This window comes from Paraburkholderia sp. FW306-02-B, from assembly GCF_058782725.1.
In genome coordinates this window covers 2734777-2748509 of sequence record NZ_JBYSXZ010000002.1, presented here as the reverse complement: position 1 = coordinate 2748509, position 13733 = coordinate 2734777, and the positions used below count along the sequence as shown (strand labels likewise).

Sequence of the window (13733 nt, the reverse complement as noted above, 5' to 3'; positions counted from 1 at the left end):
CACACGTCAATTAAAGGAGCGGATGACATGACCGCGATAGTGCGAATCGATGAAGAAGTCGTGGACGTTGCCGAGTTCATTCGCCTTCTGAAATTGACCGGCCAGTTCGAGAGCCTGATCGAGCAGATCGTGCGCGACAAGCTCACGGTGCACGCGGCGAGGAAGCAGGGCATCGTTGTGACCGCGGACGAAATCCAGCAGCGCGCCGATCAGTTCCGCCGCGTGCGCGGTTTGCATCGCGCGACGGATATGAATCAGTACCTCGATGCGCTCAATGTGAGTCTCGACGAATTCGAAGCGTTCATCACCGACGGTCTCTATCAGGAAAAGATGCTCGACGTAGTCGGCAACGAGGCGGCGATCAAGGACTACTTCGCGCTGAATTCGCCGAAGTTCGACGCGATCGAGGTGAGCCATATCGTGCTCGACAGCGAGGGCAAGGCGAAGGAAATGATTTCCTATCTGCACGACGATCCGGACTGCTTCGCGGACATGGCGCGCGAGCATTCGATCGCCGATACGCGCGAAGCCGGCGGGGTGATCGGCAAGGTGCTGCGCGGCTCGCTGAAGCCGGATATCGAAGCGAAGATTTTCAACGCGGCGGTGGGCGATCTGCTCGGGCCGTTTCCGTCGGCGGACCGCACGTGCTTCGAGATTTTCGCCGTGACGGCCAAGTATCCGGCGACGCTCGATGCGGACGTCGCCTCTGAAGTGAAGCGTCTGCTGCGCGAGAGCTGGCTGATCGCGCGCGCGCAGGAACATGTGATCGAAGCGCGATAGCCAGAACACCAACGCCGACGCCAACGCCGAATCGAGGTCGAGAAGCACATGGATGCACCCCAGACCGCGCCGTCCGCTGCCGAGTTTCTGACCTCGGTGGAGATTCTTTCGCCGTTTTCGCGCGACGAGATCGAACGTCTTGCCGAATATGCGCAAGCGCGCTTCTATTCGTTCGGCGAAACGGTGTGCTCCGCAGGCGAGGCGGCCGACGGTTTGTACGTGGTTCGTTCTGGCTCCGTGCGCATTTTCACCGAGGAACACGGCAAGGAAACCAGCATGGGCGTGCGCAAGGCCGGCGAGATCTTCGCCGACATCGCGATGTTGCGCGCGTATGTGCACGAAGCGTCGGTGCGGGCGTCGGCGAAAACCGAACTGCTGTTCATTCCACGCGCCGCGATCGAGCCGGTGATCGCCGGCAATCAGGCCGCGCTGGCGTTTATCGCGAGCTATGTGGCGATCAGTTCGGCTGGCGGTTTCGTCGCGCAGCTGTTCGATCTGCGCGGCAAGCTGAACAAGGCGGAACTCGAAGAATATGTGCGCAGCGTCGGCGTAAAACGCGTGGCCGCCGGCAAGGAGATTCTCAGGCAGGACGGGCGCGACGACCGGCGGCTCTATGTGGTGCGGCAAGGGCAAGTGCGCATCGTGCGGCATGAGGAAGGGCACGACTACACGCTCGCTACGCTGGACCAGGGCGAAATCTTCGGCGAGAAAGCGTGTTTGATGCGCCAGGAACAGATGGCTTCGGTGGTGGCGACGACCGATACGCGGCTGCTGGTGATTCCCGAGCGCACAGTCCACTTCATCCTTGAACGCAATCCGAAGCTGCGCGAAGTGCTCGACGAGCGGATTCGTTACGGCGACCGTGAGCTGCAGCGGCAAAAGCGGCTCGAACAGCGGCGCAAATTGCCGCTGATGCTCGATTTGCAGACCAGGCCCGAGTTCGGGGAAAAGGTCATCAAGCGCTTTGCGCTGGTCGAGCAGGCCGAGGAGATGGATTGCGGCGCGGCGTGCCTCGCGATGGTGTGCCGTCACTACAGCATTCCGATGACGCTCGGCAAACTGCGCGAACTCGCCAACGTCACGACCCAGGGCGCAACCCTCGACAGCCTCGCGCGTGCCGGCGAATCGCTCGGCTTCACCGCGCGCGGCGTGCAATGCACCTTCGACTCGTTGCGCGGCTTCGACCTGCCGTTCATCGTGCATTGGGAGGGCTACCACTACGTTGTGGTGTACGGGCTCTCGAAGGACTATGTGTGGGTCGCCGATCCGGCGCTCGGCTTCAGGAAGATGGCGGTTGAAGATTTCGAACGCGGCTGGAGCGGCACCTGCCTGCTGTTTACCGGTGGCCCGAATCTGTTGCAGATGTCGGCTTCGCGTTCGCCGTGGATACGCTTTGTCGGCTACCTCAGGCCGTACAAAAAAATTCTTGGGCACCTGTTCCTCGCCACCTTCGTGATTCAGGTGCTCGGCGTGATTCCACCGCTGATCATCCAGAACATTCTCGACGGCGTGATCGTGCATCAGAACGTGAGCCTGCTGCATCTGCTGATTGGCGGCCTGATTATTTCGAGCGTGTTTTCGCAATTGATGTCGTCGATTCGTGCGTATCTGGCGAATTTCATGGTGCGCAACATGGACTTCTCAATGATGTCGCAGTTCTTCAGGCACACCATGTCGCTGCCGTTCTCGTTCTTCGCCAAGCGCAAGACCGGCGACATTTTCGCGCGCTTCCAGGAGAACCAGACGATCCGTGCCTTCCTCACCGAATCCACTGTGACCACCGCGCTGAATCTGCTGATGGTGTTCATCTACTTCACGATCATGTTCGTCTACAACGTGAAGATGACGCTGGTGCTGATCGCGTTCGTCATTCCGATCATGGCGCTGACCGTGCTGGCCACGCCGAAGATCAAAAACTACGCACGCGAAGTATTCACCGCCTCGACCGATTCGAAGGCGTTTCTGATGGAAGCGCTCGCCGGCGTGGAAACCGTCAAGGGCATGGGTATCGAACGACCGGTGCGGCTGCGCTGGGAGAAGAAGTACGCGAAGGCGCTCGAGGTTCAGTATCGCGCGCATGCATTCAATATTCTCGTCGGGCTCGGCAGCCAGTTGCTGAACGCCGCGACCACGATCGCGATTCTCTGGGTCGGCGCGAATCTGGTGCTGGCGCGCGAAATGACGATTGGTCAGCTGATTGCGTTCAACGCGTTCATGGGCAGCGTGCTGGGTCCGCTGATGGGGCTGGTCGGCTTGTGGAGCATGTTGAACGACGCGGGTGTCGCGATGGAGCGGCTCGGCGACGTGCTCGATATCGAACCGGAGCAGAAGCCGGAGGATTTGCCCTCGCGCGTGATGCTGCCGGAACTGCAAGGTGAAATCAGCCTTAACGGGGTCTATTTCCGCTACGGCGACAACGACGCCGCGTACGTCCTCGAAAATATCAGCTTCGACATCAAGCCCGGCGAACTGGTGGCCATTGTGGGCCGCAGCGGCTCGGGCAAAACCACGCTCGCCAAACTGCTGGTCGGCTTCTATGCACCGACCGAAGGCAAGATGACCATCGACGGTTACGATCTCGGCGTGGTCGATAAGGCGTATTACCGGGCACAGATCGGCTACGTGATGCAGAGTAATTTGCTGTTTTCCGGCACGATTGCCGAGAACATCGCGAGCGGCGACGACGCACCCGAACGGCGCCGTATCGAGGAAGTCGCGAAGATGGCCGACGCGCACGCGTTCATCAGCAAGATGCCGCTCGGCTACGAGCAGATTGTCGGCGAACGCGGCGTTGGTTTATCCGGCGGGCAGATTCAGCGCCTGTGCATCGCGCGGGCGTTGTATCACGATCCGCGTCTGCTGGTATTCGACGAAGCGACCTCGGCGCTGGACTCGCAATCGGAAAGCAATATCCTCGGCAATATGCACGACATTCTGAAGGGCCGCACCGCGGTGATCATCGCGCATCGGCTCAGCACGATCATGCGCGCGGACAAGATTCTCGTGCTGTATGAAGGTGCGGTTGTCGAGCAGGGCCGGCACGATGAACTGATCCAGCGTGGCGGCATGTACTACCAGCTGGTCCAGAAACAGTTGAGCGCGTGATGAAGATACTCGACCAGATTGAAGAGGCCAGCCCGGCGATTTCGTACGCGGGCCTGATCGAGCGGATCGAGATTTTGCGCTCGACGCTGCGCTGGTCGTCACGGCTTGAGCGCGCCGACATCGACAAACTGCTCAGGCAGGCCACCTCGTTGCGCGACGAGGTGATGCAGCTCTCGCACAAGGAGCGCTTCGTGCAGGCCGCGACGGCTGCCGAGCCCGCGCATGTCGATCAATCGCGTGGCGCGCGCAGAAGAGCCTTGCTCGAGCGCAGCTTCATTTTCGAGGGTACGTTCGGCGACAATCCGCGTCTGCTCGAATCGCTCGAAATCGCCGAAAAAGCGGCGCCCACCGATCTGCCGGTGCTGATCGACGGCGAAAGCGGCACCGGCAAGGAACTGATGGCGAAGGTGATTCACGCGAACGGCGGGCGGCCGGACAAGCCGTTTATCTCCGTCAACTGCGGCGCGATTCCCGACAATCTGCTCGAGTCGGAACTGTTCGGACATCGCAAGGGCGCGTTCACCGGTGCGTCGGGCGACCGCAAGGGCAAGTTCGAAAGCGCGCATACCGGCACGATCTTTCTCGACGAAATCGGCGAGTTGCCGCTGGCCGGCCAGGTGAAGCTATTGCGCGTGCTGGAGGCGCATGAGATTCAGCGCGTGGGCTCCGACGAAACGATCGCTGTCGATACGCGCATCGTCGCGGCGACCAATCGCAATCTGCGGCAACTGAGCGAGGAGGGCAAGTTTCGCGAGGACCTGTTCTACCGGCTCAGCGTGATTCACGTCACGCTGCCGCCGCTGCGCGAGAGACGCGATGAGATTCCGCTGCTGATTGCGTGGTTCGGCGACGAGGCCGCCGGCACGCTAAAGCGCCGGCCCGTGCGATTGACGCCGCGGCTGCGCGACTTTCTGCTCAACTATGCGTATCCGGGCAATATCCGCGAGCTGCGCAACGTGATGTATCGCGTGTCGTGCCTGGCCGGCGACATGGCGGATATCGATCATCTGCCGGTGGATATGCGGCCGGCCGCGCCCGGTTCGGCCGCGGCGGCGGGCACGGCGTCGTCAGGCGGTGAACCGATCAGCGTGGCGAATCTGATGTCGCTGAGCGACGCCAAGCGGGCCGCCAGCGACGATGCGGAAAAAGCCTTCCTGGAGCGCGGCCTTCGCGAAGTAAGCGGCACGGTTGCGGAACTGGCCCGGCGCATCGACATGAACCGCTCGCATCTGCAAATGCTTCTGAAGAAGCACGGCCTGCATTCGAAAGACTTTCGCAACCGGAACTCGTCGCCGGCCAGCAAAAACGGCGCCGATGACGATGATGAAGAAGACAGCGATAGTTCGCCAGTTGACGCCACGCCGTCAGGGTGACGGGTTTAGCAGGGTTTTGTCAGACGCGTAGAGATCTTCGGCCTGTACCACCACGGCAGTGATGTTGTCGCGCCCGCCGCGCGCGAGCGCCAGTTCGACCAGTTCTTCAGAGGCGCGCTTGCACTCCACCGTGGTCAGCACGGCGAGCATTTCCTCATCGGCGACTTCGTTGCTCAGGCCGTCACTGCATAGCAGAAAGACGTCGCCGTCCGCGACTTCGATGGCATCGTCGTCGAGTTCGAGCCGGTCCGTTGCGCCGACGGCGCGCGTAATCATGTGCTGCGCCGGATGGTGCCGCGCCTGTTCCTCGGTGATGACGCCCAGTGATTTGAGTTCTTCTATCTGGCTATGGTCGCGCGTCAGTTGCCGCAATTGCCCTTCGCGATATAGATAGAGACGGCTGTCGCCCGCCCACAGATAACCGCAGAAGCGGTCGCACGCGAGCAGCACGATCACGGTGCTGCCGATTCGCTGCACCTGGCGGCGCGCCGCTTCGTCCCTGAGCTGGCGGTTGGCCTTTTGCAGCCGGGCGCGCGCGTCGGCGATCAAGGCTTTCATGCCCACCGGCGGCGCGAGCCGGCTCAACGTATCGATTACCAGCCGGCTCGCCAGATCGCCGACCGCGTGGCCGCCCATGCCGTCGGCGACGGCCCAGCGCCCGAGTTCGGGCTGGTCGAGGCAGGCATCTTCGTTGATTTCGCGGACGCGCCCGACGTCGGAACGCGCGGACGACGTCCATCGAAATTGGCTCGCACAGGTCACAACGTCTACACCGTATCGTTTCTGCTGCGTGCGTCGGGAGAGACACTGATGTTCGAGTTCGCGCCGGTGTTGCGGACATCGACCGACTGGAACTGGTTGATCATCTGGTTAGCATAGAAGTTGTTCGAGACCTCGTACAGGTTGACGACCGGTCCGATGCTAGGTGTTTCCCGCACATAGGGCTGAATCCAGCCGTACACCCACGGCGCACCGCCGCCGCCGCGGATCGCCGCCATCGCTTTACGGTCGAGCGCGAGGTTCAGCGCCAGGTCATTCACTGTGATTGAAGCCATGTCGATCTCCGGTTGGCCGCCCGGGGGCGGCGCGCGGTTAAAAGAGAAGCTGAACGAGATGGTGCAAGTGGCATGCCAATTTGCGGCCGGCGCGCGCGGTTTGTCGTAACGCGTTGATTGGGCGGCGATTCCGTTCGATCAGGTCCGCGCCGCACGTTCAGGCCGACGCGCAGAGGTCGGGTTGCAGCCAACAGCCGGGGCCTCGGACCGGTGCTGTACCCAACACATTGGCAAGGCCTGCCGCTCGTTTATCGACGACCGCAACTGATCGCCGGGGGCCAACACTTCGACGCGAAATCTGTCGGCTGACGGCGCACATCTGATTGATTCCCGAACCCTCGAAAATGCCGATTCCCCCGTAAACAAAGGCTTTGCGGCCCATGGCCCGGATGATGCAAAAGACCTCGCAACAGTGTTGGATATTGAACCGAGGCCAGCCATGAACACCCACCTTCTTCAGACGAACGTCGAACGGCGCAGCGAAGGCCGCAACGATACGTCGACCATCGACCTGCCGATCGGCGCGCATCTCGTGACGCAACGCAATGGTTACGAACACCACGGCATTTATGTCGGCAACGGCCGGGTGGTTCATTACGCCGGTTTTGCGACCTCGGCGCGTCGTGGCCCGGTGGAAGAAGTGGAGCTGGCGCGCTTCGCCGCCGGCCATCCGCTGTCGGTCCGCGCAACGCCCTGCCCGCGCTACCAGGGCGACGAAGCCGTGCGCCGCGCGCGCTCCAGGCTCGGCGAAAACCACTATCGCCTCCTGACCAATAACTGCGAGCACTTCTGCGCGTGGTGCCTGCTCGGCGAAAGCCGCAGCGAACAGGTGCATTGCTGCCTGACCCATCCGCGCACCGGCATGCATGCGCTGCTGTGTCTGGTGAAGGCTTTTGTCGAAAGTGGCACGCGGGGTGGTCAGGTTGCCGCGCACGCTGCCTGAGTGAGTAAAACGAGTGGAACGGGATTCGAGGAGAACATCATGGTTGCCGCAGAAAAGACCTTGCACTGGGCCGTCGATAAATGGCTCGCACCGACACCGTCGATGCCCGCGCGTGTCGTGCAGTTTTGCCACAGCAGGATGCAGCATCAGCGCTATGTTTGCGTGGAGGCACTACGCCCAGGCGGACTGCTGTCGATCTTCTTCTTTCGTCACGACGACGGTTCGTGGAACGTGTTCCCGCAGCAGGCGGAGCGGCCCGCGATGAACGGCCATCGCCGTACGGCGGCTTGCTAGTCTCACGTTTGCGTGGCCGCTTCCTTGACGATCCACTGACTGAACAGCAGCATCGCCGGCGTCATCGGCCTGGCCTTCAACCACGTCAGCCAATAGCTGCCGGCATGAACCTCCACGTCGAACGGGCGCACCAGACGGCCCGTGTTCAATTCGTGATCGAACATCAGCGCAGGCGCCAGCGCGATGCCCGCGCCTTGCATCGCCGCTTCCACCATTAACCTCGACGAATCGAACACCGGCCCGCGGATCGGCCGCGGCGGAATGCCGGCGGCCGCGAACCAGTTCATCCAGTCGTCCGCGCGATACGAACGCAGCAAGGTTTCGTGCGCGAGATCGGCGGGCTCATGCAAACGCGCGGCGATCTCCGCTGTGCACAGGATCGCGAGCGGCGCGTCGAGCAGCCGGATGGCGAGCGAACCGGGCCACGTGCCGTCGCCGAAACGAATCGCGAAGTCGAGGCCTTCGGTGGCGAGATCCACCAGGTTGTTGTTCGTGAGAAGCCGCAGCTCGACAAACGGATGCGCGTCGCGAAACGACTTGAGCCGCGGCATCAACCAGCCGACCGCGAACGTGCCCACTACGCCGATCGTCAACACCTCGTGAAAGTGGCCGCCTTCGAATTGCTTGAGCACGGCCTCGATACGATCGAATGCATCGGTCAGTACCGGACGCAGCGCGAGGCCTTCGTCGGTCATCGCCAGTCCGCGCGGCAGGCGCTTGAAGAGTGCGGTGCCCAGCCGCTCCTCGAGCGTTCTGACCTGCTGGCTCACGGCTGCCTGAGTCACGTTCAATTCGAGCGCCGCGCGAGTGAAGCTCAGATGCCGCGCGGACGATTCGAAGGCGCGCAGCGCGTTCAACGGTAGATACGGACGCATAGCGGAGGCATAAGATTTTCTTGTGAGTCGACTAACTTATCATCGTTTGTCAGCGCGTGCCGAAAACCCGATAGTTGCGGCTTTACACAAGGAGCGGCGATGATCGTAAGGCGAAAGTTTACGTGCGCGGTGCTGGGTGTTTCGATAGCTGGGGTTGCGCTTGGGTCGGTTGGGGCATTCGGGAAGGTGGTGAAAGCGAGCGCGCAAGGGGGCATTCCAGCAAAGGCCGACGAAATCCGCCAGCGGCTCGCGCAAATCGAAGCCGAAACCGGCGGGCGCTTAGGCGTTGCAATACTCGACACGGCTTCCGGATTGCATGCCGGCGCGCGGATGGACGAGCGCTTTCCGATGTGCAGTACGTTCAAGCTGCTGGCGGCGGCGGCCGTGCTGACGCGCAAAGATCGTGGGCAGGAGGATCTGCAGCGGCGCATCGTATTCTCCAAGGGCGACCTTGCGCCATACTCGCCGGTGACGAGCGAGCACACCCGTGAGCGGACCGGCAGCGCGGGCATGAGCGTCGCTGGCTTGTGCATGGCGGCGATAACCCGCAGCGACAACACGGCGGCCAATCTGCTGCTGGCGAGCATCGGCGGTCCGGCGGGTTTGACCTCGTTTGCCCGCAGCATCGGCGACGGCATCACGCATCTTGACCGTATCGAGCCGACGCTGAACGAAGCGATTCCTGGCGATCCGCGCGACACCACCACACCGAATGCGATGCTCGGCAATCTGCGCGAGCTTCTGCTGGGCGAGCGTTTGTCCGCGTCATCGCGTGAGCAACTGGTGGCATGGCTCGTCGCCAACCAGACGGGCGGCGAACGGATTCGCCTGAAGCTGCCGAAGGATTGGCGCGTCGGCGACAAAACCGGCACCGGCGATCACGGCACCGCGAACGATGTCGCGATTCTTTGGCCGCCCGGACGCGCGCCGGTTCTCGTGTCGGTCTATCTCACCGGAACGAGTGGTAAGGCGGCGCGCAATAACGCTGCGATTGCGAACGTTGGGGCACTGGTGTCGGCGTCGATTTGACGGCGGCGCTGCGTTGACGAAATTCTGCGAGACGCCGCAAGCGTCTCGCAGAATCCCTGGGCTTAGCTAGCGCGTGCGATGCGCGAGTCCGCTGTTATGCGATCAGCAGCTTGGACCGCCGGGGCGGCGGGAAGCAGTTTGCCGCGCAGCAGCAATTCGAGCGTCTTCACCACCAGCACGCCGATTATCAGATTCGCGGCGACGAAGAGAACCGGTGCGACCCATTCAAGCGGCCCAGTTGCGCCGCGTTCGACCATCCGCATGGCCATCGTCGGCAACGCGCCCACGCCGAAACTGAAGGCCCAATATCCCGGCACGAACGCTTGCTGGCGAATCCACGGCAGCAGACGCAACAGCAGCAATGCCTGGTACAGTCCATAACCGAGCAGGATCAGCGCGAACAGGTCGGGTGCGCCGGTGGTCAGGCTCAGGTAGGTCACACCGCCCACCACCGGCGGCGCGAGTTGTACGCCGAGGATCGGACGCAAGGCTTCCGGCAGCGGTTCATGTACGGCGGCGCGGTGCAGGATCAACGATTCGATCGCGAGCCACGACAACAGGCCGGCGCCGAAGAACAGCCCGCCGAGTTGATGAAAACCGAAGGTGGCGGCAGCGGTACCCGCGACGAAACTCGGCGCCACGGTCGGCAGGTAAATGGCTGGCGTGATCAGTTCCGGTTTGCGTCCGCCTTGCCAGAGCCGTCCATGCAGGAACATCCCGAGCGCCAGCTGGACGACGGCTGCCACGCCGAACAGCGCAAGGGCAATGGTGTGCGAATACGGCTGCAGGAGTTGCGCGGCGAGCATGCTGGAAACCGGTCCGAGCGCGGCAAACGACGATTGCACAGGATGCTGCATTTCCGCACGAGCGTCGGCCGCGCGCGTCAGCCACTTATGCGCGTAGGCCAGCAGGATGACCAGCCACACGGCGAGCGCCGCGACGGTCAACACCTCTGCTGCGCCGGCGGGCACTGGCCAAATCCTGGTTGCCACGCGCCACATATTGGCGAACGCCAGCGCGCCCACTGCGATACCGAAGAAAGCCACTGGAATCGAACCACGATTGCTGTTCATCGCCGATCCTCCGAAAGTTGCGTCGCGCGCCGATGTACTGGCTTTGCGCGATCGATGACTCAATGTAGAGGGCAGCGGGAGAATGGTGAACGCGGGCAAGACTCAACAAATCGCGCGATCGTCTCAAGGTGGATTTGCTGGCCGAGCGGGCGGTTCTGAACAAGATGATCGGGATCGTCGCACTGTGCGTGTGCGGTCCGCTTTTACGGAACCTCCCCCGCACGCATCGAGCGCGTTTCGAGCGCAAATCACGCGCGAGGGAGGTGCGCTTGCAGCTCGATCAACTACAAACGAAACTGCTCGCCGCATTCACGTCGCCGCCTTTATACCGGGCAACCTTCGGATACGCGCACAACGGCCGCGTGCGTCCCGTGCCCCAGTCAGCCGGCACATCCGCGTTCGGCACGGCATTGCTCGCATCGCGCGCGGTGGCGACCACGCCGTCCGGCGCCTTGCCCTGTTCGACCCACGCGATCATCGGCGTGAGCAGGTCGAACTGGTCGGTGCTCGGACCTCCGGAGCAGTGGTTCATGCCCGCGATCGTATAAAGCCGCGCGAATTTCGACGCGTCGCCGCCGTTGGCCGCCATGAGCCGCTGATACCAGTCGGTCGTGTCGTTCGACGAAAACACCGGGTCGCTCGTGCCGTGATACACGATCAGCTTCGCGCCACGCTGCTTCAATGCGCTGAGATTGGTCTCGTCGGGCGGTGTCATGAACGACCACGCGGACTCGCTATAGACGCCGCTGGTGGCGAAGATCTTCGGCGCGTCCGTGTCCATGCTGAAGTTCAGCGCGTACGCGGACAACCGGCTCAACACCGAAGCGCTTTGCGGCGGCGTGGTGAACGTGAACGCGGCAGCCGCCGGATCGAGTGTGATCGAGTTTGACTGCTTCCACGCCGACCAGCCCGGGCCGAGACCGGCATCGTACGGGAAGCTTGCATATAGCGCGTTGCCGGCGCTGTCGCGTGCGCCTGAGAAGACGTTGCCGATCGCGTCCTTCTGCGCGCTCGTCAGACAGGTTCCATCGCGCACGTTGTTCGTGCAGGTGGGGACGTCGGCCGCGAGGCTGAAGTTTGCCTGGCAGGCCTTGATATCCTGGATGAGGCCGTCGCTAACGCCGTCGAGTGCGTCGCATTTGGCCAATATCCTCGACGCCACCATCTGACGTTCGGCGGCAGTAAAACCGGTCGTGATGTCAGGCAGACCATTCGCCGTGTTGGCGGTCGCGACCTTCGCCAATTGCTGCGCGCTCCACATTTCTCCAACCGCCGCTTTAGGCAGATGGAAGCCGGGATCGCCGGCAATGATGCCGTCGTATTGCGCCGCCGAACGCGCCGCTGCCACCAATGCATGGCGGCCGCCGTTGGAGCAGCCGTCGAAGTAGCTGCGGTCCGGTCCCTTGCCGTAAGCGAGTTTGATCACTTGCTTGGCCATCGGCGTGAGCATGGCGACCGCGTTGTAGCCGTAGTCGATGCGCGCCTGTGGGTCGAGGCCGAAGAGCGGATTCTGCGCCGCGCTGTGTCCCGCATCCGAACTGATCACCGCAAAGCCCATGTTGAGGGCGTTGTTGGTCGGGCCGCCGCCGCCGATTACGCCGGTCGCCGTCACGATATTGCCGTCGAGGCCGCCGTTGGCCTGATAAAAGAAGCGGCCGTTCCATGCAACCGGCAGGCGCATCTCGAAGCCGATCGCGTAAGTCTTGCCGTCGACGCTGCTAACCCGCTGATTCATGCTGCCCTGGATCAGGCAGTGTTCGGCGATCGGTTTGCCGGCCACGGTGAGCGTGCCTGCTGCGACGTCTGTCACCGAAGTGAAGACGGTGTTGGCGAACGTGAGCTTTGAGCCGAGCGTTGCACAACTGCCTGCAAGCGCGCCGGGCGTGGCCGCGTTCAGTTGCGGCAGCGCGCTGACGCTGCTGGTGTTATTGCCGTCGCTGACATCGTTGCCGCCGCATGCCGCGAGCGTAAGCGCCGCCGCTGTTGCCAGAGCGATGGATGTGCACTTCATGCGCTGTCTCCTAGAACGAATGACGAATGCCGAGCATCACGCCGGTCTGGCCGGTGCCTGCTGTGGGTGTCGTGCCGCCGCCACCGGCGCTGACCGAGTAGCGCGCCTTCGCGCTGTTGGCGAGATACGAGCCTTGCGCGTAGACCGCGGTGCGTTTGCTGAGCAGATATGTGGTGCGCAGCGTGCCCATCGTGGCGCGCGTGTCGTGATCGCTGTTGGTGATGTGATAGACCTCGCCGTCGACAATGAACGCGGGCGTCACAAAGTACGAGGCACCGACGAAGAAGAGATTCGAGCGGACATCGGCGACCGTAGCCGACAGCGGTTCGACGCGGCGGTTGAGCCAACCCGCGCCGATCTTTGCGCGGCCGATATTCGCGTAGGCGCTGACGTGCGTGCGGATGTCCTTGTCGGCAGCGCTCGTGAGTGGAGTGGGGGCGACGCCGTCGAAGAAATTCGCCGCCGCCGTGCTGCCACCGCGCTGTTCTTCATACGACGCGGCGATGCCGAACATCGGTGCGTCGTACTTGAGCATCACGGACCACTCGCGGCATTCGGTGGCGTGCCCGGCCACCGAGCCGGTGCAGGTGCCCTGGCCTGGCGAGTTGCCGGTGCCCGCCGAGTCGCGGCCGAACGAATAGTTCGCGCCGAGCGTCACGCCGGCATAGGTGCCGATGTAGGTCATCGAGTTGTCGGCGCGGGCGTTCGGCACATAGGCGTCGAGCGAACCGAGGCCGTAGATATCCGGGCCGATCAGGTCCGCGCCCATCAGCGCGAAGTACGTCATCGTGTACTGGCGTCCGAAAGAAAGCGTGCCGTACGGACTCTTGACGCCGACGAATGCCTGGCGCCCGAACAATCGCCCGCCCTGGCCGAGGTCGCCGCCGCGCACGTTGAAGCCGCTTTCCAACGTGAATATCGCGCTGTAGCCACCGCCGAGATCTTCGTTGCCGCGCAAACCCCAGCGCGACGGCAGTTCGCCGGTGACCGACGGCATGCGGAAAACGCCTTTGCCGGCGGCGTTCGCGTGCGATACATATTCGATGCCGGTATCGATGATCCCGTAGAGTGTCACGCTCGATTGAGCCGCTGCGGCGCCGCTGACGGTGCACAGTGCGCCGCAAAGTAGAAGGCGTGCGGATGCTTGCATGAAAGGTGTCTCCAAACCGTTGATTGAATGTGTTGTTGTCGTTGG

General features: G+C 62.7%; 12 protein-coding genes. 6 read left to right on the top strand and 6 right to left on the bottom strand.

The window, feature by feature from the left end; translation table 11 throughout:
* Positions 1-27 precede the first annotated feature (27 nt).
* The 3 genes from AC3WOG_RS33625 to AC3WOG_RS33615 are packed head-to-tail and all read left to right on the top strand — an operon-like array spanning position 28 to position 5258.
* A complete protein-coding gene (locus AC3WOG_RS33625; protein ID WP_492582040.1) occupies positions 28-780 on the top strand; it encodes a peptidylprolyl isomerase in 753 nt (250 codons plus the stop codon).
* 48 nt (positions 781-828) lie between these two features.
* Positions 829-3885, top strand: coding sequence for a peptidase domain-containing ABC transporter (locus tag AC3WOG_RS33620; protein ID WP_492582039.1), 3057 nt, complete (start codon positions 829-831; stop codon positions 3883-3885).
* Positions 3882-5258 (top strand): sigma-54 interaction domain-containing protein, encoded by a 1377-nt coding sequence (locus AC3WOG_RS33615; RefSeq protein WP_492582038.1) that lies wholly within the window; start codon positions 3882-3884, stop codon positions 5256-5258. Before AC3WOG_RS33620 ends, AC3WOG_RS33615 begins: the two co-directional genes overlap by 4 nt.
* Here AC3WOG_RS33615 and AC3WOG_RS33610 read toward each other — a convergent pair.
* Together AC3WOG_RS33610 and AC3WOG_RS33605 are read right to left on the bottom strand one after the other, a co-directional pair.
* The gene (locus AC3WOG_RS33610) at positions 5250-6020 is read right to left on the bottom strand and encodes a PP2C family protein-serine/threonine phosphatase (RefSeq protein ID WP_492582037.1); all 771 of its coding nucleotides are present in this window, start codon (positions 6018-6020) and stop codon (positions 5250-5252) included. The two genes, AC3WOG_RS33615 and AC3WOG_RS33610, sit on opposite strands and share 9 nt — an antisense overlap.
* A gap of 5 nt (positions 6021-6025) precedes the next feature.
* Positions 6026-6313, bottom strand: coding sequence for a hypothetical protein (locus AC3WOG_RS33605; protein ID WP_115100824.1), 288 nt, complete (start codon positions 6311-6313; stop codon positions 6026-6028).
* Positions 6314-6752: 439 nt separating this feature from the next.
* Between AC3WOG_RS33605 and AC3WOG_RS33600 the strand changes: the two genes are divergently transcribed.
* Entirely contained in the window at positions 6753-7256 is a 504-nt protein-coding gene (locus tag AC3WOG_RS33600) for a lecithin retinol acyltransferase family protein (RefSeq protein WP_492582036.1), read from the top strand.
* 39 nt (positions 7257-7295) lie between these two features.
* Complete coding sequence (locus AC3WOG_RS33595; RefSeq protein WP_492582035.1) at positions 7296-7550, top strand: hypothetical protein; 255 nt, start codon at positions 7296-7298, stop codon at positions 7548-7550.
* Positions 7551-7552: 2 nt separating this feature from the next.
* Here the strand turns inward: AC3WOG_RS33595 and AC3WOG_RS33590 are convergent, their stop codons facing one another.
* Positions 7553-8425, bottom strand: coding sequence for a LysR family transcriptional regulator (locus AC3WOG_RS33590; protein WP_492582034.1), 873 nt, complete (start codon positions 8423-8425; stop codon positions 7553-7555).
* 99 nt (positions 8426-8524) lie between these two features.
* Here AC3WOG_RS33590 and bla point away from each other — a divergent pair, with 99 nt between their 5' ends.
* Entirely contained in the window at positions 8525-9454 is a 930-nt protein-coding gene (gene bla / locus AC3WOG_RS33585; protein WP_492582033.1) for a class A beta-lactamase, read from the top strand.
* 62 nt (positions 9455-9516) lie between these two features.
* Here bla and tehA read toward each other — a convergent pair whose 3' ends face one another.
* From tehA to AC3WOG_RS33570, 3 genes are all read right to left on the bottom strand, one after another.
* The gene (gene tehA, locus AC3WOG_RS33580) at positions 9517-10527 is read right to left on the bottom strand and encodes a dicarboxylate transporter/tellurite-resistance protein TehA (RefSeq protein ID WP_492582032.1); all 1011 of its coding nucleotides are present in this window, start codon (positions 10525-10527) and stop codon (positions 9517-9519) included.
* Between the two features lie 280 nt (positions 10528-10807).
* Entirely contained in the window at positions 10808-12538 is a 1731-nt protein-coding gene (locus tag AC3WOG_RS33575; protein WP_492582031.1) for a tannase/feruloyl esterase family alpha/beta hydrolase, read from the bottom strand.
* 10 nt (positions 12539-12548) lie between these two features.
* Positions 12549-13688 carry a porin gene (locus AC3WOG_RS33570; RefSeq protein WP_492582030.1) on the bottom strand — a complete coding sequence of 380 codons (1140 nt, stop codon included), beginning with the start codon at positions 13686-13688 and terminating at the stop codon, positions 12549-12551.
* Between the last annotated feature and the right edge of the window lie 45 nt (positions 13689-13733).

What these genes read in the sequence shown, in the direction of transcription:
- AC3WOG_RS33625 (WP_492582040.1), top strand. Translation starts at nt 28, where the DNA reads ATGACCGCGATAGTGCGAATCGATGAAGAAGTCGTGGACGTTGCCGAG.
- AC3WOG_RS33620 (WP_492582039.1), top strand. Translation starts at nt 829, where the DNA reads ATGGATGCACCCCAGACCGCGCCGTCCGCTGCCGAGTTTCTGACCTCG.
- AC3WOG_RS33605 (WP_115100824.1), bottom strand. Translation starts at nt 6,313, where the DNA reads ATGGCTTCAATCACAGTGAATGACCTGGCGCTGAACCTCGCGCTCGAC.
- AC3WOG_RS33600 (WP_492582036.1), top strand. Translation starts at nt 6,753, where the DNA reads ATGAACACCCACCTTCTTCAGACGAACGTCGAACGGCGCAGCGAAGGC.
- AC3WOG_RS33595 (WP_492582035.1), top strand. Translation starts at nt 7,296, where the DNA reads ATGGTTGCCGCAGAAAAGACCTTGCACTGGGCCGTCGATAAATGGCTC.
- AC3WOG_RS33590 (WP_492582034.1), bottom strand. Translation starts at nt 8,425, where the DNA reads ATGCGTCCGTATCTACCGTTGAACGCGCTGCGCGCCTTCGAATCGTCC.
- bla (WP_492582033.1), top strand. Translation starts at nt 8,525, where the DNA reads ATGATCGTAAGGCGAAAGTTTACGTGCGCGGTGCTGGGTGTTTCGATA.
- tehA (WP_492582032.1), bottom strand. Translation starts at nt 10,527, where the DNA reads ATGAACAGCAATCGTGGTTCGATTCCAGTGGCTTTCTTCGGTATCGCA.
- AC3WOG_RS33575 (WP_492582031.1), bottom strand. Translation starts at nt 12,538, where the DNA reads ATGAAGTGCACATCCATCGCTCTGGCAACAGCGGCGGCGCTTACGCTC.
- AC3WOG_RS33570 (WP_492582030.1), bottom strand. Translation starts at nt 13,688, where the DNA reads ATGCAAGCATCCGCACGCCTTCTACTTTGCGGCGCACTGTGCACCGTC.